This is a genomic window from Pseudomonas sp. S3_A09 (assembly GCF_054668065.1).
This window is the reverse complement of record NZ_CP162752.1, coordinates 2,883,391-2,910,303: the sequence shown is the minus strand read 5'-3', so window position 1 is coordinate 2,910,303 and position 26,913 is coordinate 2,883,391. Positions and strand designations below refer to the sequence as shown.

21 protein-coding genes and 1 tRNA gene are annotated in these 26,913 nt (G+C 57.4%); 10 read left to right on the top strand and 12 right to left on the bottom strand.

Annotated features, from left to right (window positions below; all coding sequences use genetic code 11):
• Window positions 1–27 precede the first annotated feature (27 nt).
• Both AB4N92_RS13695 and AB4N92_RS13690 read left to right on the top strand, forming a co-directional pair.
• Window positions 28–717: an ABC transporter permease gene (locus AB4N92_RS13695; RefSeq protein ID WP_029529264.1), complete on the top strand. Its 690-nt coding sequence runs from the start codon at window positions 28–30 to the stop codon at window positions 715–717.
• A complete protein-coding gene (locus AB4N92_RS13690; protein ID WP_236267109.1) occupies window positions 698–1,885 on the top strand; it encodes a methyltransferase in 1,188 nt (395 codons plus the stop codon). The genes AB4N92_RS13695 and AB4N92_RS13690 overlap by 20 nt, the downstream gene beginning before the upstream one ends.
• A gap of 240 nt (window positions 1,886–2,125) precedes the next feature.
• Here the strand turns inward: AB4N92_RS13690 and bcsQ (AB4N92_RS13685) are convergent, their stop codons facing one another.
• Window positions 2,126–3,046, bottom strand: coding sequence for a cellulose biosynthesis protein BcsQ (gene bcsQ, locus AB4N92_RS13685; protein ID WP_021492201.1), 921 nt, complete (start codon window positions 3,044–3,046; stop codon window positions 2,126–2,128).
• A gap of 207 nt (window positions 3,047–3,253) precedes the next feature.
• The gene (gene bcsQ, locus AB4N92_RS13680; protein WP_198581298.1) at window positions 3,254–4,204 is read right to left on the bottom strand and encodes a cellulose biosynthesis protein BcsQ; all 951 of its coding nucleotides are present in this window, start codon (window positions 4,202–4,204) and stop codon (window positions 3,254–3,256) included.
• Window positions 4,205–4,552: 348 nt separating this feature from the next.
• On the opposite strand from bcsQ (AB4N92_RS13680), the gene AB4N92_RS13675 reads away from it, so the two are divergent.
• The 8 genes from AB4N92_RS13675 (at window position 4,553) to AB4N92_RS13640 (ending at window position 11,884) form a co-directional block, all read left to right on the top strand.
• Window positions 4,553–4,786, top strand: coding sequence for a DUF2790 domain-containing protein (locus AB4N92_RS13675; RefSeq protein ID WP_045791400.1), 234 nt, complete (start codon window positions 4,553–4,555; stop codon window positions 4,784–4,786).
• Window positions 4,787–4,909: 123 nt separating this feature from the next.
• Window positions 4,910–4,985: transfer RNA gene (locus AB4N92_RS13670), tRNA-Thr, on the top strand.
• Window positions 4,986–5,157: 172 nt separating this feature from the next.
• Window positions 5,158–6,492, top strand: coding sequence for a tyrosine-type recombinase/integrase (locus tag AB4N92_RS13665; protein ID WP_460130314.1), 1,335 nt, complete (start codon window positions 5,158–5,160; stop codon window positions 6,490–6,492).
• A gap of 1 nt (window position 6,493) precedes the next feature.
• Window positions 6,494–6,823: a hypothetical protein gene (locus tag AB4N92_RS13660; protein WP_460130312.1), complete on the top strand. Its 330-nt coding sequence runs from the start codon at window positions 6,494–6,496 to the stop codon at window positions 6,821–6,823.
• A gap of 896 nt (window positions 6,824–7,719) precedes the next feature.
• Entirely contained in the window at window positions 7,720–8,688 is a 969-nt protein-coding gene (locus AB4N92_RS13655; protein WP_460130311.1) for an integrase domain-containing protein, read from the top strand.
• Entirely contained in the window at window positions 8,685–9,041 is a 357-nt protein-coding gene (locus AB4N92_RS13650) for a hypothetical protein (protein ID WP_460130310.1), read from the top strand. Before AB4N92_RS13655 ends, AB4N92_RS13650 begins: the two co-directional genes overlap by 4 nt.
• Before the next feature lie 516 nt (window positions 9,042–9,557).
• Window positions 9,558–10,529 (top strand): reverse transcriptase domain-containing protein, encoded by a 972-nt coding sequence (locus AB4N92_RS13645; RefSeq protein WP_169372074.1) that lies wholly within the window; start codon window positions 9,558–9,560, stop codon window positions 10,527–10,529.
• 2 nt (window positions 10,530–10,531) lie between these two features.
• Complete coding sequence (locus AB4N92_RS13640) at window positions 10,532–11,884, top strand: ATP-dependent nuclease (protein WP_092358691.1); 1,353 nt, start codon at window positions 10,532–10,534, stop codon at window positions 11,882–11,884.
• A 296-nt stretch (window positions 11,885–12,180) separates the two neighbouring features.
• On the opposite strand, the gene AB4N92_RS13635 is transcribed toward AB4N92_RS13640, so the two are convergent.
• The 10 genes from AB4N92_RS13635 to AB4N92_RS13590 all read right to left on the bottom strand — a co-directional run bounded on the left by AB4N92_RS13635 (window position 12,181) and on the right by AB4N92_RS13590 (window position 26,651).
• Window positions 12,181–13,050 (bottom strand): AraC family transcriptional regulator, encoded by an 870-nt coding sequence (locus AB4N92_RS13635; RefSeq protein ID WP_236298231.1) that lies wholly within the window; start codon window positions 13,048–13,050, stop codon window positions 12,181–12,183.
• A 61-nt stretch (window positions 13,051–13,111) separates the two neighbouring features.
• On the bottom strand, window positions 13,112–13,276 hold the full coding sequence (locus AB4N92_RS13630; RefSeq protein ID WP_236266986.1) for a hypothetical protein: 165 nt from the start codon (window positions 13,274–13,276) through the stop codon (window positions 13,112–13,114).
• 223 nt (window positions 13,277–13,499) lie between these two features.
• A complete protein-coding gene (gene pelG / locus AB4N92_RS13625) occupies window positions 13,500–14,870 on the bottom strand; it encodes an exopolysaccharide Pel transporter PelG (protein ID WP_010214016.1) in 1,371 nt (456 codons plus the stop codon).
• A complete protein-coding gene (gene pelF / locus AB4N92_RS13620) occupies window positions 14,871–16,385 on the bottom strand; it encodes a GT4 family glycosyltransferase PelF (RefSeq protein ID WP_236266985.1) in 1,515 nt (504 codons plus the stop codon). It lies immediately after the preceding gene.
• Entirely contained in the window at window positions 16,375–17,370 is a 996-nt protein-coding gene (locus tag AB4N92_RS13615; RefSeq protein WP_010214018.1) for a HEAT repeat domain-containing protein, read from the bottom strand. The genes pelF and AB4N92_RS13615 overlap by 11 nt, the downstream gene beginning before the upstream one ends.
• A complete protein-coding gene (locus AB4N92_RS13610) occupies window positions 17,348–18,715 on the bottom strand; it encodes a PelD GGDEF domain-containing protein (protein ID WP_047544174.1) in 1,368 nt (455 codons plus the stop codon). The genes AB4N92_RS13615 and AB4N92_RS13610 overlap by 23 nt, the downstream gene beginning before the upstream one ends.
• Window positions 18,716–18,720: 5 nt before the next feature.
• Entirely contained in the window at window positions 18,721–19,239 is a 519-nt protein-coding gene (locus AB4N92_RS13605) for a hypothetical protein (RefSeq protein ID WP_010214021.1), read from the bottom strand.
• 26 nt (window positions 19,240–19,265) lie between these two features.
• Window positions 19,266–22,865, bottom strand: coding sequence for a tetratricopeptide repeat protein (locus AB4N92_RS13600; RefSeq protein WP_236266984.1), 3,600 nt, complete (start codon window positions 22,863–22,865; stop codon window positions 19,266–19,268).
• Complete coding sequence (locus tag AB4N92_RS13595) at window positions 22,843–25,656, bottom strand: bifunctional glycoside hydrolase 114/ polysaccharide deacetylase family protein (protein ID WP_236266983.1); 2,814 nt, start codon at window positions 25,654–25,656, stop codon at window positions 22,843–22,845. Before AB4N92_RS13595 ends, AB4N92_RS13600 begins: the two co-directional genes overlap by 23 nt.
• A 62-nt stretch (window positions 25,657–25,718) precedes the next feature.
• The gene (locus AB4N92_RS13590) at window positions 25,719–26,651 is read right to left on the bottom strand and encodes an NAD-dependent epimerase/dehydratase family protein (RefSeq protein WP_069672841.1); all 933 of its coding nucleotides are present in this window, start codon (window positions 26,649–26,651) and stop codon (window positions 25,719–25,721) included.
• Window positions 26,652–26,913: the final 262 nt, after the last annotated feature.

The window sequence follows — 26,913 nt, the reverse complement described above, 5'->3', positions numbered from 1 at the left end:
AGCTGGCTGGCGCATTTCGACCTGGGCCTGAACTGGGCCGTGATCATCAAATGGCTGCCCAAGCTGGCCCAGGGTGCCATCCTCACCCTGGAGCTGGTGGCCATTGCGGTCATCGCCGGCCTGTTGCTGGCAATTCCGCTGGGTATCGCGCGCTCCTCGCGCCGCTGGTATGTCAGCGCCCTGCCCTATGCCTACATTTTCTTCTTCCGTGGCACGCCGTTGCTGGTGCAGTTGTTCCTGGTCTACTACGGCCTGGCGCAGTTCGACTCGGTGCGCGAGAGCTTCATGTGGCCCTACCTGCGCGATCCGTTCTGGTGCGCCACTGCCACCATGACCCTGCACACCGCCGCCTACATCGCCGAGATCCTGCGCGGCGCGATCCAGGCCATCCCGCCGGGCGAGATTGAAGCCGCGCGCGCCCTGGGCATGTCCAAGCCGAAGACACTGTTCTACATCATCCTGCCGCGCGCCTCGCGCATCGGCCTGCCGGCGTACAGCAACGAAGTGATCCTGATGCTCAAGGCCAGCGCCCTGGCCAGCACCGTCACCCTGCTGGAATTGACCGGCATGGCGCGGACCATCATTGCCCGTACGTACCTGCCGGTAGAGATCTTCTTCGCCGCCGGCCTGTTCTACCTGTTGATGGCGTACGTGCTGGTACGCGGCTTCAAGCTGCTGGAACGCTGGCTGCGCGTCGATGCTTGCCAAGGACGTTGAGGCCCGCTTCCACGCGCTGGATGCGTTCCTGATCGAGCACCAAGGGCTGTGGAAACCACGGCCCTTTACGCATCGCCAGTTACCTTGGGAAGCCGAGCATCCCGACCTCGCCCAGTGGCTTCGCCAACGCTCGTTGGCCGAAGCCGAAGCCCGTCACAACCATCCCCATGACCTCGCCGCGCCTGCACCTTTTCCACAGCTTGCTGCGCAAGCCCTGCAGCTCAGTGCTGTGGATAAGTTACCGATGCACCCGCTGCAAGCCGCTCGCCATCGCCTGAATGTGGATGTTCCGGGTCGCAAGTGGGAACAGATTGAAGCCTTTGGCGCGGCACTGCAGTTTGCACAGACACCCACACACTGGCTGGACTGGTGCGCGGGCAAGGGCCACCTCGGTCGTCGTCTGTTACAAACCGGGCAGGCACTGACCTGCCTGGAATACGACCCTGCGCTGATCGCTGCAGGCCAGGCCTTGAGCAACCATCATGGCTTGCCGGTGACCCATCGCCTGCAAGACGTGATGGCCGATGTGGCGATCACCCCCGAACACACGCCCGTCGCCCTGCATGCCTGTGGCGACCTGCATGTGCGCCTGCTGCACCTGGCCAGCGCGGCCGGCTGCAAACAGCTGGCGCTGGCGCCGTGCTGCTATAACCGCATCCATGCTGACGCCTACCAGCCACTGTCCAATGCAGGCCGGGCGTCACGCCTGCAACTGTCGATCGATGACCTCGGCCTGCCGCTGAGCGAAACCGTCACCGCAGGCAAACGCGTGCGCCTGCAACGGGACACGTCCATGGCGCGACGCCTGGGGTTCGATCAACTGCAACGCGACCTTCGTGGCGTCGACCAATACCTGCCAACGCCCTCCCTGCCTGCCAGTTGGCTGGACAAACCCTTTGCCGACTATTGCCGGGAACTGGCAGGCCTCAAAGGGTTATCCACAGCTGAACAGGATTGGGCGGCGCTGGAAGCGTACGGCTGGCGCCGCCTGGCCGAGGTCAGGAATTTGGAACTGGTGCGTGGTCTGTTTCGGCGCCCACTGGAAATGTGGCTGGTACTGGATCGGGCATTGTTTCTCGACGAAAACGGCTACAACGTCCAAGTAGGCACCTTTTGCGAACCCGCACTGACGCCGCGCAACTTGATGGTGCTTGCCGAGCGCGATTAAGGGGCGAAATTGTCGCAGGCAGCCTGTGGATAACTCTGTTGATGATTTCTTTACGGGGCCTGTAACCATCTGCACTACAGCTCATAAACGGCGCTGGTCATTTTTTGTTCACAAAATAAAACGCACGCAAAACAGGCAGTTGCGGCGTGATGAGAACGGCTCCACAAAATGGCTTTTTCGTGACACCGCCATCCAACCGATTGTGCATAAGCATCTGGCGTTAAGCGTATAAACCGCGCTCTAGACGTATTTTTTCGACACCCTCAACAACCGGCACAGGTCATTGATATCGTCAGCGGCCAGGCGCATCGACTGGCTGTCCAGTGGGTCGGTGCTGAAAGCCAGGGATTCGCTGATGACCACATCACGGTGAACCTCGTACAGGGTGCTGCCCAAACGCTGCTTGAATGCTTCGACCATGTCCAGGCTGAACGCATTGCACTCGTCCACTTGATTGACCACAAAATGCACGCGCGGCGGGCGCTCGCGCTTCAGATGGGGCGCCAACAGCGCATCCAGTTGATCCAGGGTGGCCAGCGACGCTGCATCGGCCTGGGTGACGACCAGCACTACATCAGCCACGCTCAGCGCCTGCTGGAAGTAAACGTTGTTACCGGCAGGGGTATCGATGATCAGCGTATGGCGCGCGCCCAAGCTCAAGTCTTCCAGGCGCCGTGCGAGCCAATCCGGCTCATGGGTGAGCCAGCGCTGCAGGCTTTCTTGCTGCCGGGTACTGGTGCTACCGAAGGTGATCACCTTGCAGCCAGCGAAACCAGGCTGCTGGATCGCCGCCCATTGCGCGTTCTGCAAGCTGGCAGGGCCGAGTCCCTCTGCATCCGGGCTGACCCCGAAGTGATGACGCAGGGCATTTTGCGGGTCAAGGTCCAAGGCCACCACCGACTCGCCCTGGCGCTGCAAGCCGCTGCTCAAGGCCGTAGCCAGAGTGCTGCGACCCACGCCGCCATTGACGGAGACCAAAGCCACCACGGTGGGCCGCGCCGCGCGGACATTCATTGACGGCACGTCTTCGCGGGTGCTCGAAACGGGGCTGCCATCCTCGACGGGAATGCTGCCGAAAAAATGCAGCCGTGCGTTGAGCCCTTGGGCATCTCGCGTGACATTTTTACCGAACAACACGAAAAACTCGTTAGCAAGGCTCATGGCCCGAACTCCCCACGACGCGGCTTAAAGACGTGAAGGGTCGGCAAGTAGAAGGCTCACCGCAGGTCTTATTATCGGCGTCTCTGTTGTCGCATTCTGTGACAGCACTGACAAAGTGTCATTATTTTGATGATAAACCTGCTCATTTTTTAGATAAGCGGCAAATCGTCAATTTAATGGCCTGCAATGCTTCAACCATCGACGCGCTTAATTGATTCGCTTGAGCAATTCGCGACATAGACTACTCAGATCCCGGCACGCGGCACTGTTGCTTACCGGATCGAGGGGGTCGCGCCCGTAAGCCTGAGCTTCGATAAACGCGGGATCGCGCTGGAGGGTTCCAAGCACGGCCTCCCCCAGGCGAAGCTTGAATACGTCGACCATGTCCTGGCTGAACCGATGAGCAGGGTCAACCTGGTTGATCACGTAGAAGCGGTACGGTGACTTCGCGTGGTCCAGGTAAGGGGCGAGCACACGGTCCATTTGAGTCAGGCTGCGAAATGATGCGACATCCGCTTGCACCACCACCAACACCACGTCGGCAACCGACATAGCCTGGCTCAGGTATACGGTATTGCCTGCCGGCACATCAATGATCAGCGTGTCCCGGCCACTCAATTTCATCCCATCCAGACGCTTGGCCAAAAACTCCAGATCCTGGCCCAGCCAACGATTCAAGCTTTGCTGTTGCACCGGGTCGGTTTCACCGAACGCCACTACCCGGCATCCGGCAAAACCACGAACCGGTAACGCTTCCCAGGTTTTGTTGAGCAGGCTGGTTGCGCCAACGCCCGCCATATTCACACCGGGCGCCAGGTGATGGCGCAGTCCGTCTTGCGGGTCCAGGTCCAGCGCAAGCGCAGGATGGCCCTGTCGCTGCAGGCTGCTGGCGAGTGCCGCCGTGAGCGTGGTGCGGCCAACCCCACCCTTGGCGGAGACCACCACCACAACCTTGGGCGCCGCTGCCTCCGAATACACGTCGCACAGCGTCCCCTCACCCAGTTCAAGCGGATAAAGATGCGGGGCTGCGCCCTGATTCAGCTGATCGAGCAAGCTTTTCAAGCCAGGCGAAACTGGCTCATCGACCTGGGGCTGATCAACACGGAGGGTGCCAGTCAGTGCGTCGTATAGTTTGGAAATGTCATCTGCGCGACTCACTGCCTTTGCTCCCCCCTTTAAATGGTTGAATAAAATAAGGCGCGCATTGTGTGATATCACCTTGATAGTGTCAGTATTTTGATGATTTCAGCTAACTTGTTTCAGATGAGCGGCTTGGCGCCATTTATATGACTTATATTTTTTCTTATAATAATCAAATGCTTAGATTTATTTAGCGCAATTTTTGATCAACTTATCAATCATTTCGCCCGACGCGTATTGGCATGTACCTCGGCACACGCCCCATACAAAACGAAACAAAACCCGAGTTTTGCGACACACCCCATATACCTCCCCGGCATTCAATAGGACCCACACCCACTATTGACCTGCACCGAGGACGCACCCATGAACCCCAACAACTGGAACATCTTCATCGCCGCCAGCCTGCTCGCCTTCACCTTCAACGCCCACGCCGACACAAAGCCGAAGCCAGACATCCAACGCATCGTCGCCACCGTGGAGGACAACGCCGCCTCCTGCGGCGTGGTCAATACCCACATGACCTACCTGGACTCCCACGGCCAAAAACACGTACTGAACTACAGCAAATTCGCCGACAACTGCGCAGACGGAAGCTGAAGAAAGAAGCCCCGCCACACCCCGTAAACCGCACAAGACGAAAAAACCTGCAGGTTTGCAAAAATAGTCATAATTCAGGGGTTTACAGAACCTCGCCAATCGCTATAATCGTCGCCCTAACACGCCGGTATAGCTCAGTTGGTAGAGCAACTGACTTGTAATCAGTAGGTCCCGGGTTCGACTCCTGGTGCCGGCACCATACAAGGTTCCAGAGAAGGCTTTCAAAATCTCTGGAACCCCCGAAAAACCCGCCTTCTGGCGGGTTTTTTCGTTTTGGCGTTCCATCGGATTCCGTCAGAAACCGGTGGATACCAACCGTTTTAAGGGTAGAGTTTGGGATACAGGACACTTCGATAAAAGGGAGTACCCTTATGTCGCGTACTACTGCTCCGCTCTCCGACGCAGCTTGCCGCTTGGCAAAACCTACAGACCGCGCCTACAAGCTTTTCGACGGCGATGGCCTCTATCTCCTAGTCCAACCCAACGGCCGCAAAGGCTGGCGGCTCCGTTACGTCAAACCTGACGGACGGGAAGGACTGACCTCGTTCGGCAACTACCCCGTCATCGGCCTCGCCGATGCGCGCCGCAAGCGCTTGGAGGTCAAGCGAATGCTGGCGGATGGCATTGATCCCATAAAGACCAAGCACCAAGCCAAGGCGGAAGCCGTGATCAAAGGCAGAACCTTTGAAAGCGTTGCGCTGGACTGGCACACGGAAATGTCGGCCAAGTGGGCACCAGGCCACTCCAAGACTGTGATGAGCCGCCTCAAAACCCACGTATTCCCGCTGATTGGCGCACGCGCCATTGTTGATCTCGACACCCATGACCTTATGCAGCCCTTGGAAGCGATCAAGAAGCGCGGAACGATAGACGTAGCTTTAAGGGTACAAAACTACCTGCAGAGCATCATGCGCGAGGCAAAGCGCCTCCGGCTTATCACCGTAAACCCTGCTTACGACCTCGAAGGCTTGATCAAAGCCCCGCGAGTGGTACATCGCCCTGCTTTACCCTTATCGCGACTGCCGGAACTGCAGGAGCGGATCGACACCTATAAAGGCCGGGCACTTACCCGTCTGACGGTGATGCTGTCGCTGCATGTGTTTGTACGATCCAGCGAGCTGCGTTTCGCACGCTGGAGCGAGTTCGACCTCAAGCGCGGCACCTGGGAGATACCGGACACTCGACCCGCGCTGGAGGGAGTACCCTTTTCCACAAGGGGTACGAAGATGGCAGGGGATATCCATTTAGTACCCTTATCGCCGCAAGCAGTGGCGCTACTCGAAAAAATCCATGCACTCACAGGCAAATTCGCATTGGTCTTCGCAGGGGATGCCAAACCCTGGAAGCCCATGTCCGAAAATACCGTGAACAACGCGCTTCGGACGATGGGATACGACACCAAAACCGATATCTGCGGACATGGGTTTCGTTCGATGGCCTGCAGCGCACTGATCGAGTCAGGGCTGTGGTCCGAGACCGCCATTGAAAGGCAAATGAGCCACAAGGAGCGCAACAACGTCCGCGCCGCTTACATCCACAAGGCCGAGTTCATCGAGGAGCGCAGACTGATCATGAACTGGTGGAGCCGGTATCTGGAGGCCAACCGGCAGGAGCATGTTACTCCACACGAATTTGCCAACCAGATTGGAGATAACGTTACTCGGATAAAGGCGAAGCCTGGCATTGGCGCAGAGAGGAGGAATTGATATGGATATCTCAACCGCACAAAGCATCAAGCTCGCCATTGTGTCGGCAACCGGACTGTCAAAAGACGCGCTGCATATTTATTTGGGCATGGCGATCTATTTAACGTTGATCGTCGGCACCCGACGATTCAGGCCATACCTTGGCTGGCTGGTTGTTTTCATCATTGCGTGTGCTGGCGAGTGGGTAGATCGGCGAGACGATATTGGAAGCTTCGGATACTGGCGCTGGCAGGCAAGCGCTCACGACATTCTTAACACGTTGTTTTGGCCGACGGTGCTTACACTGCTTTGGCTTTTAAAGTGCCGCAGTAAAGCAAGCGTACATCCGTAAGACTCTCGCAATCTGCTCTGCCACGCGGGTCCATCCAAACAGGGCTGCAAAGCCGCCCTGTTTGGATGGACCTCACTTAAAAAATCTAAAGCCCACGCAACTGTCTGTGGAAAACCACGGATTTCCACCGGTGGATAATTTCATCCACAGCCGCAGAGTTTCCGAAAATTCGAGCCTTGACCCAAATTATCCACAGGCGTAGAAAATATCGGGCAAAGCGCTGTCGTTGACAGCAACCCAGGTAGCCAGAACCTTTAAGGCTACGCCACACGGTGGTGGTTCTCCCAAAGTGCGATTAGCGTCCGGTGGCTCGCACGGTCACAGCGATGTGATGGATGCCTACTTCTACCAGAGTGCCCACTGCGGCAACTCATACCCCTTTATAGTTGCCCTGCAGCAACCTATCCGCTTGGCCATTTCCTTGCGCCAACCTGCGCCCGTCTCTTTCTCCCGGAAAGAGACGGGCGCTCCTACCGCTGCTGCAGCCCAACTCGTACAAGGCTTTGCGGCATTCCCCCTCGTGACAATCGGCGTGACAAACACCGAAGTCACCAGCAACAGCGATGCAGATGATGGTGCCGCAGCCCAGGGAATGGACTGCACCTGACTGACAGTCAGGCATGCCCCGGTCATCGCCTCACTGCCTTCACCCGACTCAGGATCTCGCGGCGCTGGTCTCGTCAGCCAGCGCAGCCTCCACCCGCCCACTTCTTCGGAAGTGCTCAGGAGGCCAGATCATGAGATGCCCAAGCTCCCGGTCGTAAGGAGCCGCCAGTCCCGCGTTAGTGGACAACCCTCACAGGTCGCAGGGGCCTTGATCCCTGATAACACTCAACATTCTTGGCGGGATGACGTGGGGAAGGTTTTACAAGTGTGGCTTCGAGAGGAGTTTGGTCATGGGATTGGTCGGTAGACGGGATGGGCGTAATTTTGGGTATGGTCGGCAACTGAGTTATGCCGGACCGCAGGCGTTAAAAGACATGTTCGGCGGAGGGCATTACGGCACGGTCAAAGCGCACCGCGATCGCTGGCAGGCGTTTGCGCGCTGGTGCCGCTCAGACGATGGACCAGGGCTCAACGATGCACGGCAGATAGATCGCCAGATCTTGTCGGATTACGCGGCGCATCTGAGTCACTTAGTCGAGCGCGGCGACCTCGCTATCGCCACCGCACAAAATCGATTATCCAGCGTGAACCGGACCATGGCAGCGCTTCGCGGTGATCAGTACGTGAAAGTACCGAGTCCGAGCAAGGCGTTGGAAATGCAGCGCACCAATGTTCGTCGCTCGGTGCCGCGAGGCCAAGACCGCGAACACGTGAAGCGGCTCGTCGCCGTGCTCTGCGAACGCAAAATGCCGCGCGCTGCGGCCATCGCGCAGTTGGCGCGAGCCACCGGCATGCGCTTGCGCGAGGCGATTTTAGCCGACCTTCCGCGCCTGAAGCGCGAGTCTGAACAATACGGGAAGATCAACATCCAGGATGGCACCAAAGGTGGTCGCGCAGGTGCTTCGGCACCTCGCTGGCTCGGGGTAGATAATCATATTCGTGATGCCCTGAGGTTTGCCGAACAGGCCTCGCCTGACACTAGCCGCAACGTATTAGCTCCGCACGAAAGCTACCAGGATTTCTTACAGGGCACTGTTCGCCCCGCTCGAGACATCCTCCACACGCACAACCTCAAAGGCTTCCACGAACTGCGGGCGGCCTATGCATGCGAACGCTACGAGCAAATCACCCTTCATCCCGCCCCCTTCAATGGAGGCAATTGTTACCACCTCGATCAGAAGGCTCGAGCACAAATCAGCTATGAGCTGGGGCACGGTCGAATCGACGTTGTATCGGCGTACATTGGCGCTCGAGCATGAGCAAGCCATTCGATATGGAGATTTTTCTGGCGGGCGTTCTCACCGGGTCGCATGCCACTCGCGAACGTCACCTACGCCAAGCAAAAGCCATTCAAGCGGCGATCTCTGATCGCTGGCACCGAGAGAACCCATGGGCCTGGCAGAGAAAGCATCTCGCATGGTTTCTAAAAAACCACCTCAATCAACACGCCGAATCAACGCGCTATTACTATCTACTGACCATGCAGTTGATCACTGCTCGTCTAGGGAAGCCTTGGCAATTCAAAGTGATAGGTGCAGTTGCACCATCCATAGAGGACGTAAAGACCGACCATCGCAAAAAAAATAGGAGTTCGGCAGAAACGACCCAATAGCGGACATTCGTCTCGGCAGGCGACGTATATCAGCACTGGGTCAGCTTTAGACTCACAGAATATGACTGTACATATCTCAGAGCTAGAACTCAGGGATGACCTGCCTACCCTTGTTTTTTTTGGGAATGCGGCTTAGGATCTCTTCATGTCAGTGACTAGGAGCATCTCCAGTCTCAAGCTGACCTCTAAAGGCCTGTATCCGAGTTACTTTTGTGTGACTTCCCCAATCTGCTGATTGAGGGAAGCCGCACGAACAGTAAAATTTGCGTTACCCGTAACCCCCTTCCTGCCTGCACCTAAAGATCACTTTCAACTGTTCAATTAGCTATGCACTTATGGTGCATTCTGGCTTAATATCTGCTTATGCGCCTTTTTTTTGTCACAGTGACCCCAGCCTGAATCCATAGTCTGCTGTACATATATAGACTGAGGCAAACACCACAACAGTATTAGTTTTGCTGTCACGAATAAAAAATTCGCGTAACACATAGTGAGTCGAAGGTTTGAGGGGCTGTTATGGCAAAGAAAGAATTAAGCTCGATATTTGACGCCATGTATCATGGAAAACATGATTTCCAGGATTTTTTGGCGGGAGATATAACAACACGCTATAAAGTAACCACCCTCAAAGGCATGGAACTATACAAGACCGACGAAAAACTGAAGGCCTACCATAAATTTCTAAATTTATTTGTCTTTGAATTTTTAAAAGTAAATGAAAATGTTGTTTATTCCTACAGAAAAGGAGTGAACGTTGCAAGTGCAGTACAAAAACATGCCGGCAGCCGTCATTTTTTTCAAACAGACCTGAAAAGCTTTTTTAACAGTATTGATAGCGCCTTAGTAAGAGAAACAGTAAAAAACAATTTCGACTCTATACCTGTCTCCGACATAGACAGATATTTAGATAGAATTATAGAAATGTCAACCGTAAATGACATGCTGCCCATTGGGTTTTCAACATCCCCTATCATTAGCAATGCGTGCCTTCAAAAATTTGACAGCATACTTGAAGATTACTGTATCGCTCAAAATCTAATTTACACTAGATATTCTGACGACATTATCTTGTCTAGCAGTGGGGACACCCGACTATATGGGATCGATACTACAGTTGGAGAAATGCTGAAAGAGTGTTTCGGCGAGAAGCTAAACCTAAACTTCAGCAAAACCAAATTTTCCTCTGTAGGAAATAAAATAAAAATTTTGGGGATGGTTATTTTGCCCAATGGGGCCGTCACCATTGATTCAAAACTAAAAAATACAATTGAGGTTCTACTTCACTTCTACGCGAGTGATAAAACCAAATTCAATGATAGACTAGAATCAGAAAGTTCAAAACTAAAAGGAGACAACAGTGTTGGCCTTTTACAGATATCGGGTTATTTGAACTACGTAAACACTACCGACCCCCACTACTTAAATAAACTACGGAAAAAATATGGAACTTCAGTTGTTGACGCGTTTATTCGCGGCACGGTGAAGTAGCCATGAAGTTGAGAATCCAGATCTCCAACATTCAACACATTCGAAACATGCTTGTAGATTTAGACCTGAGTTCGTGCAAGTTAACCTGTATCGTAGGAAGAAACGGCGCAGGCAAAACCACGTTAGTCAAGGCTATTCAAAACCTCCAGTTTGCTGACACATTTGCACGGACATCCCCGGCTAGCATCTTCAATACAGACAGCGCCGTAACTTATACTGCAGAAGATGATAAATATAGCTTTTATTATGATCCGGAGATCAGGACACTCAACTCAAAAGATATAATACCAGACGAAATCAAGGCAAGCATTGATGCCGAATTGCCTATGCCATATGGCCAGAGGTTTAACTTTTTCCAAAATATCATCTCAGCTGACCTAGATATTCGACGATCTATCGTATTGGATAATCATGAGCGTCCGTTAGAGCTTATAAAAATGCTGAATGAGATTTACTCTACTTCAAGATTTGACACCTTAGTAGAGATAAAAATCAAAAAAACAAACTATTATTGCGTTTTGTTAGACGATAGCAAATATATCCGAGAAGACTACTTGAGCTCCGGAGAGTTTTTTCTCATCAGCCTTTATCGAAAAATAAAGGCCGGGGCAAAACTCATTGCTATTGACGAAATAGATATTTCACTGGATGCTGCCGCACAAACAAAACTAGCTGGAAAGCTACGAGAGTTCTGTGAAAAGTATAAGGTTAACATTTTTTTCACCACGCACTCCCTCCCGTTAATGAAGACACTGCTGTACGGCGAGCTATTTCATTTGGAGGAGGTAGACGGAATTGTAAGCCCACTTCCAGTCTCTTACAACTTCATCAAAAGTTTGTTATTTGGATTCGAGGGATGGGACAAATACATCTTAACTGAAGACAAAGTACTGCAGCGCTTTTTAGAATTCATTATTAATAAATTTTGCGCAGAAACTTTTTATCGATTCAAAATTATTTACATTGGCGGAGCGCCCAATGTAGTTAATTTAATGCAAAGAAATGCTGACGAAGAATTTCTGTCGACAAAAGATAACGTAATTTCGATACTGGATGGAGACCAAGCAGACCAAAAGCACACTCTTAATTTTAAGAATGTTCATTGCATCCCTCTTAGCAGCGTGGAGAAGAAAATTTACGAGGATTATCTGTCAGGTGCAGAAGAACTAGTACGCGTGTCCGCCGGTCTTACGTTTCATGACGACAAAGACATGTTCAGCAAGTTAACTGGTAGACGGCTAATGTCAGAAGCTCAAATCTTTGAGTACTTGTGCCGTATCTACATTGACGAAATAACGAAATTCTCGGAAATACTAAAGTCCTTTTTATACGACCCCGTAGACCCAAAGGTCTGAAACGAATTCTATAAATGATAGGGGACTGCTCGTTCTGGCCCGGAATATCGCCAACAGATAGCCCCATCAAAAAGGATACATTTAGAGATAGAATAAAAAACACATATAACAAATATGTTTTTTTACAATGGGTTGTAGCGCTGTTCGACTCCTGGTGCCGCACCATACAAAACGAAGCCCTCGCAGAAATGCGAGGGCTTTGTTGTTTCTGGGGTTTGGAAACTCCCCCTAGAACCTGTCACATTGCTGCGCGGACATTCGTCAACGTCCGCCAGGGTCGAAAGCTGCTTGCTCCGCTATTGCAGCGGAACATACACATCAGTTTGCCATTGATCCTGCGGTGTCTCGGGATAGGCGCTCAGGTAATGAAAGAACAGCGGCTGGTCACGAAGTTCCTCTCCACTGGCCGGAAGCCAATCGCGGTAAATCGGATAGATCGTTTCGCCGATGTGATCCGGTGACCCCGCGTGTCGCACCACGACGCAGCGACCGCCAGGAATGACGATCTCGTGCACACCGAACTCATTCGACGCCACGGCCTCGTGAATCTCGCCGCAGATTGCGAAGCGGAATTCTTGTGGAGGTGTCGTATCGGGGTTGCCATAGGGAATGCCAAAGGTGCGACTCGACGCCACCGGCGACTGTCCGCTCTGCATACGCCACTCGATGAACTTGCGTACGCTCTCATTGACGAGCCCGGCGGGTCCGCAGTGCTCAAGGGTTGCTACCCTGACTTCAGGGAATTCCACGATTCGTACTTGCATGATGATAGTCCTGGAAAAGTGAGGGATTGCGAATACCGTACTCCAGACCTGCCAGTTCGGTTCTTTCCCGAACGCACTCGGCGTCATACCGAACGCCCGCCTGAACGCCCTGCAAAATGCCTCGGGACTTTCAAAGCCGGCACCGAGTGCGGCGTCCAGTACCGAGTGATCAGCGAGGGAGGCCAAGCGATGGGCCGCGCGTCGTAGCCGCATCAGTTGCACATAACGCGAGACAGTCACTCCTACGAACGCGGTGAATTGCCGATGGAAGTGAAACGCCGAAAAGTTCGCCACATGGCTCAACGTCTTCACCGACAGGTCACCTTCGAGATTGGCATCAATGTAGGCGAGTACGGTGTTGAAGCGTTTTGTGTAAGCGAAGTTGGTCGGCATGTCAGACACTGGGAAAAGGCTCCGGGACGTACGGTCGGCAATAGAGTCGACTATAACGGCGTGAACGCGCCTAGCCGCGTTTGCTCAAGGTGCGTTTTGGGTTGGCCAATGTGATCTCTTCCAAGGCGATGCAAAGGTCGGGGGCATCCAGGTGTCCACTTCTGACCATCTGCTGGCTGTCGCCACGGCAGCCTTTGGCGAATTCCTGCCTATTCTCGACGGAAGAGATGATCATCAACGTTCGAATTCGGGAGGTTTACCATTCCGTATGCGGCTCTGAATGACTTGCAGACCGACAATGTGCTGGCATCTAAAAAATCCCGAGTTCGATTCCACCGAACGCCATAAGTAACTGATTTTTCAGTTACTAGTTCAGCGCCAAACCGCCCCACCATTCCCACAACAAAAAAGGCACTTGCCGCGAACGCCAAGTGCCTTTCTCACATCACCAAACCCAATTAACGCGCCAACATAAACGTCTCATACTCCAGATCTTCCAGCGCCGACGACAGCCGCGCCAGCCCCAGCAGTACACACACCAGCAACGACAGCGTGAACCCATACCCAAAGAAGCTAGGCCCCAGGTGCATGCTCAGTAGCGTCAAAGCGGCGTTTAGCACGGCGAACAGTACGCACAGCTCCAACACTACGCGGCGTTTGTCGAGGTAGAAGAACACGTTGAGCAACGCCATGAACACCACCTGGATGCTCACGCCGATCAAGTCGATGTAGAACAGGGGCAGGTAGTAGCTGGAGATGCCGATCCACTCCAGTAGGCGGGGTGCGAAGAGGAACAGCAGCACCACGGTCAGGCCCTGGACTTTGCAGATTTCCAGCAGGCCCTGGCGGATGGAGAGGGTCATTTCGGTTTTCAGCGAGCCGATGTGCTGCAAGGTCTCGCCGTCTCGGATGGCGCGGAACAGACGGTCGTACCATTCGGCGAAGTCGGTTTCGATGCGCACCAGGAACACCGCCATGCCGGGGATGATCGCCAGGTAGGCGATGAAGATCGGCATGTCGTACAGGATCGAGGCACGCAGCGGGCCGATGACCGAGTTGGAGGTGCCTGGGTTGAACCAGAACAGGATCTTGTCGACCCAAATGCCGAAGTTGTAGAAGAACCCCGTCACCAGCAGGCTGAGGAATACGTTGCGACGATTGAGGAAATCGAAGGCAATCATTTTCTCGGCGCGGTACTCGCGCAGGATGTCGTACAGGTACAAGAACAGCAGGCTGCCGTGCCCGATCAACAACGCCAGCAACAGGCCAGGCATTTTCAGGAAGCTCAGCAGGTAGGCGCTCGCCACCATCAGCGAGTAACCCACCACCATCACCATCAGGATGCGGTTGTACTTTTTCATCCCCGAGAGAAAGATGATCACCAGCCACAGGTTGCACAGCACCACGAAGTTCGACAGCACCAGCACGCGGTAGATCAGCGGCTGATCGAACAGCACCGCCAGCACGATAATCCCCAGCACCCCGGCGCCGACCGTGACCATCAACAGGATGCCCAGCAGGTTGGGCAGGATCTGTTCATAGTTGTGCTCGAACAGCTGGTCGGACACAAAGCGGGTGAAGAACAACTGCAGGCCGCCCGTGAGGATCAACGAGCTGGCCATCAGGTAGGTCACCGTGACCAGGAACTGCCCCACCAACGAGTTGGGCAACAGCAGGCCCAGGCTGATGATCCCCACCAGCATCACGCTGATGATCGACAGCACCCACGGGCCGGAGCTGATCAGGCCCGCATACACATACGCGTGCAAGGTGGCGGTGTATGAGTCGCGCGAGAGGATCTTGCGCAGTTCGAAGCCAATACCGGCCATTTAACTGTTCTCCATGGCTGCCTGGTACAGGTCGCGGTAGCGCTGCAGCATCAAGGCTTCGGTGTAGTAACGGTTGACCCGCAGCAAGCCGGCGGCCTGCGCAGCCTTCCAGCGCGCGGGGCTACGCAGCAGTTCCAGGATGGCGGCGGACGTGGCTTGTGGATCGGCAATCGCCACCACCTTGCCCGCCATGCCCAGGTCACGGTCTTCGGCGCTGCCACCTTCGATCAGCTCGCGGCATGAGCCGACGTCGCTGCTGATCACTGGCGTACCGGCGGCCCAGGCTTCGAGGATCACCAAGGGTTGCGCTTCGCTGATCGAGGTCAGCACCATCAGGCCCAGCTTGGGCAAGATGTCCTGGATGCGCTGGAAGCCCAGGAAGTGCACCTTGCCTTCAAGCCCAAGGCTCGCCATCAAGCTGCGGCATTCACTGACGTATTCCGGGTCTTCCTCTTCGGGGCCGATAATCCAGCCTTCGGCATTCGGCATGGCGCTGATCACGCCACGCATGGCACGCAGGAAGGTTTTCACGTCTTTGATCGGCACCACGCGGCCGATCAACCCCACCACGGGGGCGATGCCCGGCTCGCGGGTTTCCATGGCGCGGGACCATTGCGACAGGTCGATGCCATTGGCGATCAACTGTGTACGGCTCGGATCGGCACCGTCCTTGATTTGGCGCTGACGGTTGCCGTCGTACAAGGCAATGATCTTGTCGGCGCTGTTGTACGCCAGTTGGCCGATCCGTTCGAAGTAGCGTACCCACAGGGTGCGGATATACCCCGAGCCCCCGTCGAGGCTGCGGTTGAGCGCCTGCCCGGAGCTTTCGGCAATCCACGTGGCCTGGGCCAGATCGATCTTGCGCTCCTTGGTGTAGATACCGTGTTCGCTCAGCAGGTAAGTGCATTTCCAGCGGTGCTTGAGGATGCAGCCCAGCAGCCCGGCGTAACCGGTGGAAATCGAATGCAGCACCCGCGCAGGCGGCATCTTGCGCGAGGCTTCGGCGAGCATCAGCAAGGGTGACTGCAACGAGCGCAGGGTCCAGAAATAGTTGACGAACGAGGGGTCGGCGCAATGCTGACGGTAGCCTTCGCTGAGGGTTTCCCAGCTGGCACGGCTGCGCAGTACATCATCCAGGGTCATATGGCCCTCGGCGATGCAATTGAGCATGCGCTCACCGAGTTCCCGCTCCGGCGGGTCCGGGTGATGCAAAAAGCGATAGAGGTCAGCCAGTTGCTGCGGGTCGGCATCGCGTGGCTTGCCACGGGTGTCGGCGGGGTGCGTTGCGTCTTCGAGGAACACTTCTTCGATGTGCACCACGTTCGCCGGCACTTCATAACGCCGCGAGGTATACGCCGAACGCTGGCCACCGATGAACATCACCGAAAAAGTCAGTTCCGGCAGGCCCAGGATCATCTGGTGAATCCAGCTTGATACACCGCCGCGCACGTACGGCCAGGTGCCTTCCAGCAGCAGGCAGATGTCGGCCGTCGGGGTGGGTTCCTTATGATTCATTCCAGCTCCTCACCAACTCAACGAAGGGTGGCCGCTGACGGGTTTTTTCCGGCAGGCTGGCAAGCAGCCCGGGGATTTCGTGATAGCGACCCGTCTCGAACGCCAGCTCGGCATGGAAAGGCAGTAACTGAGCCGCACCCAGGCCGTTTCGCTCAGCTTCGTGCAAGAGGGCCTCAGCCCGCTCATTTTCACCGCGCTCCAGGGCAATACGGCCGGCCAGCAAAAACAGCTCACCGCCCTCACCTGCCGCCAGACCTTGCTCGGCATGTTCACTCGCCTGGTTCAGCACGTGCTCAAGCACACTGCCTTGGGCCAGGCCGAGGTAGGCCAACTCCCAATACCAGCGCGCCAACATGCTGTGCACCGGGCCGGCCATTCGGGGACTGACGCCCGCCAACTGTTCCAACGCCATCTGGATGTGCAGGTTGATGTCGCTTTCCTGCTTGTCGAGCATCGAGTACGCCAGGAGACGGACGTCATCACTGGGGTCACCCAAGGCCAGCTTGAGGATAGGAACCGCGTCCTTGCCCGGCATGCGGCGAGTCGCCAATAGAGCGGCCAGTCGCTGATCGGGGTTGGGCGCGTGACGCAGCACGTCCTGCAAACCACCGTCGGCGAAGATCGGCGTGCGCGTCTGGGCCTGCGCGCGGAACGGCAGGCCAGGAATGCCGACCGATTGCCACGCTTGCTGGTCGCGTTTACGCGGCAGGTACAGCGCCGGGAAGATCGACGCCACCACGCCCAGGGTGCCGATCACCGGCACAAAAAATGCCAGGCTGAAAATGAACAACGGGCTCCACGGCAAAGGTGCCCGGTAGCGTGCCGGCAACAGCAACCATACGGCGCCGCACAGCATCAGACAGGCAAGGCCATGGCTGACGATAAACACCAACAGTTGGTGCAACTGCGGCGCATCGAGCCACAAACTGGCCCAACTGCCCGCCTCCAACAACACGGCGCCGCTAAACAGCCACTTGCTGATCATTCAGGCCACACTCGTTGTAAAGGAAGTTACGCAGCCCGTTGCGATCACAGCCAGGCTCCAGATTGAAAGGCATGACCCGTACACCCAGGCTGTCCAGATCCGTGTCGATGCCAAAGTGTTCGTGCAGCAACAGGCCGATACGCGCGAGGTAGCCTTGGGTGCCTTCCGGGCTGGTCAACGGCAACAGCACCAGCAGCAGTGCGTGATCGCGGTTGTTGCGCACTGGCAAGTGCAGGTCCAGGCCACGTTGGCTGCGCGCCATCAAGCGTGTCAGCTCGTCGTTGACGCGTGTCATCTCGAACGCGAACAACCCGGCAGGCAAGGTGTGCTGTTCAACATCCACCAGCGACCGCTTGAGCTGCAACGAAAATTGCTGGGCGTCCGCATCGGGCAGGCGCAGCACCTGCGAATCGCGGCGCAACAGGTCGGCAATGTGACCGGCCAGCAGCGACAAGAGGCTCAAGGTGCGATCCTGGAACGCAAAGAACGGCATCTGCCGAACCGCTAGGATCGCCAGCAGGCGGCCTTCGGCATCGATCAACGGAATGCACGCCTGCAGCGAGGAAAACTGCGCAGCGTTACCGGCATCAATCAGTTCCTGACGCACGCTCACCAGCTCGCCGCGTTCCAGGCAGAGCTTGATCAAACCGTCATCGGTTTCCAGCGGCCCCATCACGCCGATCATTGCCAAGGCTTGGGGCAGTACGTTTCTCTCGCTTTCGTCGACGCGGTACAGGCCCGCCACGCGCAATGCACCGTATTGGCCGAGCATCGCCACGATCGGCTCGGCCAACTCGCTCAATGCGTCGCCTTCAACCGGCATGCCACGCAGTTTTTCACGCAGGCCCAGCAACGAGCTGCGCAGGCTCTGGTCACTGCCGGCCACACGCTGCTCCAGCAGGTCATGGGACACCCGCAGGATCTGGTGGGCACGGGTGAATTCGTCGAGACGGTACTGACGGTATTCGTTGGCCATCTGCAGACGCTCCAGACGGCGCACCCACAGGTCGCGAACCTCGCCCACCAGCATCCCGCAAACCAGCACACCGACGATGAACGACGGCTCAAGCTGGGTATAACCTTCATGCCCGGTGTAGCGCAGGGCAAACAGCGCCGCCACCAGCAGTACGGCGCTGAATAGGCCGCGCACAAAACCGTAACGCACACCCAACAGCAGCGGCGCCAGGATTGGCCAGGGGAAACCACCGTGCATTTGCAACGGGTCTTCGGGAGTCAGCCAGAAGCCGAGGCCAATGGCCAAGCCCGTCACCAATAGCGTTTCCAGCCAAGACACCGGCCCGCTGGCGCGAGGCGCCAGGCTGTAATCCATGTGTGGAGAATTCATTGCGTTCACTCGAATCGAAGGGCGCCAACCAATTTGTCGATTACCGTCTGAGCATTGCCCGCCAGGCTTTCACGGGACCAACCGGCGCGCGCGCCGCTTTTGCTCCAGAGCACGCGACCGCTGTTGGCTTCCAGCACGCGCAGGCTGATGCCCACCGCTGGCTCGCCGTCGAGGCCGTTCTTGTACTGCCACTCTTCGACGCTGCCGGCGACGACGTAATCGAGCTTCTGCTCACGCGCCCATTCCAGGGCACCGGTGAGGCGCTCATTGTCATCCATCAGCGCCTGTTCGCCCTGGGTGCTGGTTGGGTAGACCCGAGGTTGCAGGCCGTGGCTGCTGAGCACGCTGAGCAGGATCTGCTCGCTGCGCTCACCCGCCTGCGGGGTCTGCGAATAGTTGACCATCGGCACGATGCCCCACTGCGCATTGCGCGGCAGGTTCGGGCTGCTTTCACTGGTGAAGCTGGAGCAGCCGGCGACGAACAGTACTGTCAGAGCCAGGCTCAGGTTACGAATTGCTTGCATAGGTTTTTCTCCCGTAGATTCTGTAATCAGCGCCCGAAACGCACGCCGTAGCTCATACCCAGTGTGCCGCCGGACTTGCCATCCCCGCCCTGTGGCGCAGATTGGTAGCCGAAGGTGAGGGCCAGTTCGTCGTCACCCAGGACTTCGAAACCAATGCCCGTATTGATGCCGTAGTTGAAGGTTTGGTCGGTCCATTGCCACCCCGCCGTCATGTCCACCAGCCAGGTGTACTGCGGCTTGCTGCGCACCAGGGCACCAGGGATGCCGCGGCGCCAGGACGTGCCGACGTAGAGTTGGCCGTAGCGACTTTGCAGCAGGTCGCCCGACGCAATGGTCTGCAACTCGATCGGATCACCCGGCTCAGGCGGCGCGACATCAGGCACTCGAATCGGCCCATTGAAATCGCTGGAGAGGTAATCCAGGTTGCGATCCTTCACGTTGTTCTTCTGGTAATCCACACCGCTGCGCACCGTCCAGTTAGGCCCGGCGAATTCCAGTGTGTGATTCAGCTCCAGCTTCAGCGCATGACCATTACCCAACGATTTGTCGGTACGTGTCGAGAATGAGCGCTGTGCCACTTCCCAGCTCAACTGGTCCCGCGCGGTCAGGCCGTGACGGCCGCCGACCCAGGCGCGGTCCTGCTGGCCGAAAGCACGCATCAGGCCGCTGTCGTCGCTCTTGCGATGCCAGTCCAGGCCGGTCTCGATCTGGTGGCTGTCGCCCAACTGCCACATGCGCGACAGGCCCAGGCCGTTACGGTCGTCGTCCTTGCGCTGGCTGGTGTCGGCGAACAACTTCCAGCTGCCGTTTTCCACGGAGCGCACCAAGGTCAGGGCCGCGTTGCTCTCGTCGCCAATGCGCGAGGAGATGACGTCGTCGCCTTTATAGTTGCCGTGTTCCATCTCGACATCGGCGTACCAGTTATCACCCAGGTTGTGGGCGATTTCCAGGCGCGGCGAGTCAAACGACAAGCCACCGAAATCCTGTTTCTGATACGACAGCAATGCGCCTTGCGGAGTGGCTTCGTGGATCTCCACCGCCTGGCGACGCAGTTGCTCGTTCACCGAATCCGGCTGGTCGTCGCCCAGTGCAGACAGGCTTGTTTCCAGTGCCTCGTTGGTGCGCCCCAAACGGCTGAGCGCCTGTGCGCGCTGCGCCGGGTTCAGGTCGCTGCTGGCCAACAGGGTTTCGACCTGGGCTTTATTACGGCTGCGCAAGGCTTCCTGGATCTGCTCGTAACGGTCAACCTTGAGGCCCTGGGTGCGCGCCCAGGCCAGCCAGTCGTCTTTCTGCGCTTGCTGGTTGGTCGCATCCAGACGAGCCAGCAGACGCTCGAACCACAGCTGTTTCATCGACGGCGAACCGTCTTTCCACTTCAGGAGTGCTTGCTGGGCCTTTTGCGGTGAATAGCTGCTCGACATCAAACGCAACCAGATCGCGTAGCGCTGGGACGACGGTTGCAGGTTCTCGGCCTCAGGGCTGCGCAGCAACTTCAGGCGCAGGCGCTGGGCGGCGTCCTGGTAGCCAGACGTTTCCAGTGCGTCGGCATACGCCGCCTGCACCAGCCAATCGTTCGGGCTGAGCTTGAGGTACAGGCGATACCAGGCCAATGCTTCGGCATCGCGCCCCAATAGCTGGCTGGCACTGGCGAACGGCAGCCAGAGCAGACGGTCGTGCCGTGCATTTGCACGCCATTTGGTCAGCAAGGGTTTGAGTTTTGCCGTGTCGGCCTGGTCGACATACAGCCAGGTCAAGCGCTCGCGGAACAGGTTGTCATCGGGGTAGCGCGACAAGCCCAGCATATAGAGACGCTCAGCCTCGGTGGCATCGCCCTGCTCCGCTGCCAGGGCACCGCGTACCGCCAGAACCTGGGCTTGCTCGTAGGCTTCCGGGTATTTTTTGGCGTCTTCCAACAGGGCAACCACCTGATCCCACTCCTGGAGCTCCTGGGCCAGTTGCAGTGCCTCGACCAACCGCTGCGGGTCTTGGGCACGGTGCCAACTGTCGACCATCAACTTCAAGGCACGCTGCGGATCGCTGGTGCGATACAGGGTGATCAACTGGCTCTCGTCGCCACTGGTCAGCTTGCCTTTGAGGGACAGCAGCTTTTCCAGGGAGACGCGTAAGTCTTCGTCGCGCTCCAGGTCCCAAGCGAGCGCCGCACGGGTGTGCCAGTATTCAGGATCATCGATGGACGCATCGTCCGACTTCACCACTTCCCAGGCCGCTTGCTCGTCGAACAACTTCATTTCCGTGCTGGCCCAATCGACCAATTCGGCGGTGGTCAGCTTGTAGCGTTTTGCATAGTCCTTGTAGAGCTTGCCTTTGGCCGCGAACTGCCCGGTGTTTTCCAGGTTCTGCAGCAAGCGTGTCCAGGCCAGGCGATGGGCCGGGTACTTGCGCAGGTAAGTACGCAACCAGGACTCGGCCTCAGCGGGAGTGCCGCGGGACTCATGCCCGTAGATCAACGCATCCAGTTCGATGTCCGTGAGCGGACGCTGCTGCATGATCTCTGCAAGCAATGGGATCGAACGGGCAAAGTCGAATTGCAGGCTAGCGAGACGCCAGGCGTGCTCGCGGATCTTCGGATCTTCCTTGAGTTTGAGCAGGTGAATCCAGTAGTCCAGCGCGGCTTCGTTATCGCCGCGCCACTCACCGAGCTTGGCCATTTGCTCCAGCAACTCGCTGTCATCCGGGTAATCGATGACCAGCTCCTGACCGGTTTCCCACGCACCTGCCAGATCATTGATAGACAGGCGTACATGGAATTCTTTGACCAGGATGTTGCGATTGTCAGGCTCCAGGTCATGCCACTGCTGGAGCACACGCTGGGCCAGTTCGAACTGCTTGGTCGCAACGGCGACATCCACGCCTTGCTCCAGCCACGCCACGTCGGTTTGCGGGTTTTTCAGCTGGGGCAACTCGTCAGCCAGCACTTGCGCGGCCTGCTCGTCACGGCCGGCCGACAGCAGGCTGTTGAACGCGAGTTGCGCGTATTCCCGTCGCTCACCCGGTTGCTGGGCGTCACGCTTAAGTTGCAGATAGATGTCTGCCGCGCGCGCAGGTTGCTCCCCCGCCAGGTACCACTGCGCGGCTGATTTGAGCGCATCGGTACGTTGCGCCGGGTCACGCCCTGCGATCTCTTCGAACACCGTGGCGGCAAACGCCGGAGCCTGCAGGGTCAGCGCCAGCTTCGCCAGGCTCTGCAGCTGGGCCACCGGCAGCTTGCGATGATCGAAGCTTTGCAAACGCTCGACCAACGCCTGTTGCACGATCAGATCATTGCCACCGGCCGCGATCAGCGCGTCCAGTTCCAGGCGATAGTAGGCCTGGAGTTCGGGTTGCGGCTTGGGCCAGGCATCCACGTGTTGGCGCGCCTTGGTGTAGTCACCGAGGCGAATCAGCAAGTCGACCAGTTGCAAACGCAAGTGGTCGTCGTCCGGATGCGCCGTCAGCAATAGCTCGGCATAGTTGGCCGACACGGCGTCGGGCTCACGCCCGTCGGGCTGGAACACTTCTTCACGCTGGAAGGTTGCCCACAGCAGGCCACCCACGGCCACCGCGACCACCGCCAGTGCCCATGGGTTGAGCAGGCGGCTGCTTTTAGTTGCAGAGGAGTTGACCATTACTCACCTGCTTCATAGGAAGTTGAAAAGTCCAAAGGCCGGCCGAAGCCTTGCCCGCGAATCGTTGCCCATCGACTTCCACGCGGCAGGCAGTTGCCGAGCGCACGGAGAAGGTCAAGTCGAACTGACCGGCAAAGGAAAAGCTCACGCGACGATCATCCAGGTAACGCCAATCGAGTAACGGCACGTTGGCTTCCTCCAGCGCAGGTCGAGGGTCTCTGTCGGCACGCAATGCCAGCAACGCCCGGTCGCTGCTCAAGGCCACGTAGCGCCCTTGCGGCAGGTCGCGTACGCCAGCAATGCCTTGTGATTTGAGCAAGTCCGGCCAGCCCATTTGCGCGTCGAGGCGCATGGTACGCAGTGCGTCCATCCCGCGAATCTGCCAAGCGCCGTCGGCAGTACGCGCCAGGCTTGACTGATACAGGCCGTGCAGACGATCGATGTAGTCAGTCATCCACAACGACATCGGTTGCTGCTCGCGCATGTAGCCGTAGATCTCGTGCATGGCCTTGATCGAGGCCTGCTTGGTGCTGGAATAGAAGTGGTAGTAGAGGTGCAGGCCACGCAGGCGGCGCGGGCTGTCAGTCAGCTCGAAGGTCTCGATCAACTCGCGGAACCCGTAGTACGGGCCTTTCCACAGGTTGGTGTACAGGTTCTCGTTGATGATCGGCGCGTAGTACTGCAACCCGCCAGGTGTCGGGCGCAGCAAGGGGTTGAGGCCGGTCAGCGACGGGTTGGCCTTGGTCATGATGGTTTCAGCGCCGTTGACGTTCTTCAGGCCAGCGTCATACGCCAGCTTGATGGTGTCCGAGGACGGCAGTGCATCACCTGGCCAGAACACCATCTTCACCGGCTTCTGCGGGGTGGTCAGGTTCTGGTTGATGTAGTCGCGCGAGCCAAAGATCTCGCGGCGAAAGTCGATTTTATCGTAGCCAGCGATTTTCATATTCAAGCCGTATTCCGGGCTGAAATTCTCGCGCTTCTGGGCTTTTTCCGGCTGCATGAAAAACGGGTGGCTGAAGGTGTGCGTGGCCACTTCGACCTTAGGGTTGGCGAAGATCTCACGGGCAATCGGCTCAAGCTCACGCGCCAGGAACGGGAACGCGCCACGCGGCGAGATCTCGCCTTCGATGATCGACACTGATGTCAGGAACGGGTTGGGCTTGATGTAGTCGTCCAGGGTGTGGCGGCCGGCGTAGGGCGTACCCCGCACTTCGGCACGGGAGGGGAAACCGTCGCCATCGATGTGCACGGTCGCAATGCGCCGGCCATTTTCGGTGGTGGTGTCCGGCCGCGGTTGCGCCGGCAGCTGCAGGCTGGCCTGGAGGAACGCAAACGGATCGAGAATCCAGCGGCTGCGCTCGTTGTTGCTTTCAAGCAGGTAAGGCGCGAGCGCAATGCCGCCCCATTTGCCAACCACCACCGGGTTGAAAACGGCGCCATTGGCACCGCTCAAGGACAACGCCGGGGTGGGGCCGTTGGGCAATACCGAGACCGCTGCCAGGTCACGGGAGCGAGGCACCACCGGTGCCTCGAATGCGCCCAGCAGGGTCTTGTCCTGGTGGGTGACGGTCAACACTTGAGTGGCGGGCGGCGCATCCCGCTTGAGGCCCAGGCGCTTGAGCAGCAGCTTGTCCTCAACCGGCAGGCCACTGAAAAACACCACCGGGACCTGTTCGTCCAGGCGTGCGTTGATAAAGCGATTGAACGCCGGTGCATCCTGCGACGGGCCGCTGGTCATCCAGGTGACCACGCCTGCGTACAAGCCACTGAAACCGTAAAGCGGCAGGTTACTGTCGGCAGGCAGATAATCGACACGGTAGCCAAGATACTCCAGCAAACCACCCAGGTTGCTATGGCCGGCGGCATCTTCCAGCGCGCCTTCACGCGGATCGAAGATCATCGCAATACGGCGCGGCTGGACCTCGATGCTGCTGATACCCAAGGTGTTGAGGTCCGGGGTACTGATGTAGGGAATGAAACCTTCATCGCGCAGACGCTTGGCGAGCTTGCGCGCTTCTTCACGGCGCTCCGGTGGCAAGTAGTCGATGGCCACCAGCGGCACGCCCTTGGCGCGCAGCGGTTGCAGATGGGTTTCGAGCCACTGGCGATCGGACTCGGACACCGGGCGATAGCGTTTGGCGGAAGCATCCCAACCGGCATGAATCGACTCGACCGCCACGGCGGCGGCAACGCCGTCCAGCTCAGGCAACACTTCGAAACCACGGTTGAAAAACAGCTTCAGGTTCGGCTGACGCTTGTGCAGTTCACGCAGCAAGCTGGCCAGGCCGACGCGTTGGCTTTCGCGCGAGGCCTGGGGCATCAGTTGGAAGCTGTCGAGCGTATCGAGGAACAGGCCCGCATAGCCTTGCGCTTCAAGCGCTTTGGCGCGCCCGAAGAGATGCTCACGCCAGGCCGTCGAGGTGAGGTCCATCACCTGACTGTCCCAGGCGTCGTTACGCACCGGGGAAACCGCTTTGCTCAACCCGGCTTTCTCGACCTCCGCCTTGTTGCCATCGAACTCACCGATGGACAGGTACGCAAACGGCTGGCTACCCAGCGCCCGCAAGGTCTTCACATCGCCGGGCGTCATGTGGCCCGGCTCGACCACGGCCCAGTCGAACTGCGACAGTTCCGGCAGCGGAGGTTGCTCGGCGTACCAGAAAGCCACGCTGCTCGGTTGAGATAAAGCAGCAGCGTGCACAGCCGGCCCACCGACGAATAAGGCAAAAGCGGCGAATAGCCGCTCAGCGATCGCGCGGATACGCGTCCTGCGGAAAACGATTTCCATAATTTACTCTTGAAGATGACTGAGCCAATACTGCGTAAACGTCGGGCGAAGTGACCGGCGAACTACAAACTGCGCAACAGCTGCGCCAAACCCTGGCCAATCGACGTCGGTTGCGGGAGTGCAAAGCGCTCCAGCAGACGGGTGTTATTGGCGCGCGAATGGCGGATGTCGCCTTGGCGCGGTGCCTGGTACGTCACGTTCAACGCGGTGCCGGTGGCATTGCCCAGTTCAGCGATCAGGTCATTGAGACTGGTCGAGCGGCTGAGCCCTACGTTGATTGCTTCAGGTGCCGGTTCGCGGGTCTCGACTGCCTGGACGAGAATGCTCACCAGATCCTGCACGTAAACGAAATCGCGGGTTTGCTCGCCGTCACCAAAGACGGTAATTGGCTGACCCGCCAACGCGCGCTCGGTGAAGATGCTGATCACGCCGGAGTACGGCGAAGACGGATCCTGGCGTGGGCCGAAGATATTGAAGAAGCGGAATATCACCGGCTCCAGGCCGTGCTCGCGACGGTAGAAGTCCAGGTAGTACTCACTGGCCAGCTTGTCGCTGGCATAAGGCGTCAGTGGGGACTTGGGGGTGTCTTCGGCGATGGCCGTGCCTTCGCCGTTGTTGCCGTAGGTGGCTGCGCTGGAGGCAAACACTACCCGCGTCACGCCGGCCTTGAGCATGCTTTGGCACACATTGAGCGTGCCGACGAAATTGGCCTGGTGGGTGGCGACGGGGTCGTCTACCGAAGCCTGCACCGACGCCACCGCAGCCAGATGCACGACTGCGCTGCAGTCAGCCATGGCCTGCTCGACCACGGCACTGTCTGCGACATCGCCAATCATCAGCTCCAGGTCAGGATGTGCGACGGGCAGGTTAGCCACCTTACCGGTCGACAAGTTGTCCAGTACGCGAATCTTGTAGCCTTTACCCAGCAAAGCTTCTACCAGATGTGACCCAATAAAACCTGCACCGCCGGTAACCAGAATTCGTCCTACAGCCATGAAGTTTGCTTCCTAAGACTCGAGCGCAGGCACGCAGCAGCGAACCCGCTAATTAAAGGTGACAGTGTTTAAGGGCTACCCTGACCAACGTCGCCTGGCCATCCGAGTCCAAGCCGCCTTATCCCTGAATCTTGAAGAACCACAGCCTGGGACGAATGCGCGTCACTAATGTCATTTTAATGGCTTAGAGCCATCAAAATCGTCGCGAATAATGTTGGATCCGAAAGGGACTGTCAACGTATTGTCTAACTTGCCGCCAAAC

Excerpts from the sequence above, each read along its gene's own strand:
- AB4N92_RS13605 (WP_010214021.1), bottom strand. The coding sequence starts at position 19,239 with ATGCAAGCAATTCGTAACCTGAGCCTGGCTCTGACAGTACTGTTCGTC.
- AB4N92_RS13645 (WP_169372074.1), top strand. The coding sequence starts at position 9,558 with ATGGCAAAGAAAGAATTAAGCTCGATATTTGACGCCATGTATCATGGA.
- AB4N92_RS13590 (WP_069672841.1), bottom strand. The coding sequence starts at position 26,651 with ATGGCTGTAGGACGAATTCTGGTTACCGGCGGTGCAGGTTTTATTGGG.
- AB4N92_RS13675 (WP_045791400.1), top strand. The coding sequence starts at position 4,553 with ATGAACCCCAACAACTGGAACATCTTCATCGCCGCCAGCCTGCTCGCC.
- AB4N92_RS13650 (WP_460130310.1), top strand. The coding sequence starts at position 8,685 with ATGAGCAAGCCATTCGATATGGAGATTTTTCTGGCGGGCGTTCTCACC.
- AB4N92_RS13600 (WP_236266984.1), bottom strand. The coding sequence starts at position 22,865 with ATGGTCAACTCCTCTGCAACTAAAAGCAGCCGCCTGCTCAACCCATGG.
- AB4N92_RS13665 (WP_460130314.1), top strand. The coding sequence starts at position 5,158 with ATGTCGCGTACTACTGCTCCGCTCTCCGACGCAGCTTGCCGCTTGGCA.
- AB4N92_RS13595 (WP_236266983.1), bottom strand. The coding sequence starts at position 25,656 with ATGGAAATCGTTTTCCGCAGGACGCGTATCCGCGCGATCGCTGAGCGG.
- pelG (WP_010214016.1), bottom strand. The coding sequence starts at position 14,870 with ATGGCCGGTATTGGCTTCGAACTGCGCAAGATCCTCTCGCGCGACTCA.
- AB4N92_RS13660 (WP_460130312.1), top strand. The coding sequence starts at position 6,494 with ATGGATATCTCAACCGCACAAAGCATCAAGCTCGCCATTGTGTCGGCA.
- AB4N92_RS13630 (WP_236266986.1), bottom strand. The coding sequence starts at position 13,276 with ATGATCATCTCTTCCGTCGAGAATAGGCAGGAATTCGCCAAAGGCTGC.
- bcsQ (WP_021492201.1), bottom strand. The coding sequence starts at position 3,046 with ATGAGCCTTGCTAACGAGTTTTTCGTGTTGTTCGGTAAAAATGTCACG.
- AB4N92_RS13615 (WP_010214018.1), bottom strand. The coding sequence starts at position 17,370 with ATGATCAGCAAGTGGCTGTTTAGCGGCGCCGTGTTGTTGGAGGCGGGC.
- pelF (WP_236266985.1), bottom strand. The coding sequence starts at position 16,385 with ATGAATCATAAGGAACCCACCCCGACGGCCGACATCTGCCTGCTGCTG.
- AB4N92_RS13610 (WP_047544174.1), bottom strand. The coding sequence starts at position 18,715 with ATGAATTCTCCACACATGGATTACAGCCTGGCGCCTCGCGCCAGCGGG.
- AB4N92_RS13655 (WP_460130311.1), top strand. The coding sequence starts at position 7,720 with ATGGGATTGGTCGGTAGACGGGATGGGCGTAATTTTGGGTATGGTCGG.
- AB4N92_RS13690 (WP_236267109.1), top strand. The coding sequence starts at position 698 with ATGCTTGCCAAGGACGTTGAGGCCCGCTTCCACGCGCTGGATGCGTTC.
- AB4N92_RS13640 (WP_092358691.1), top strand. The coding sequence starts at position 10,532 with ATGAAGTTGAGAATCCAGATCTCCAACATTCAACACATTCGAAACATG.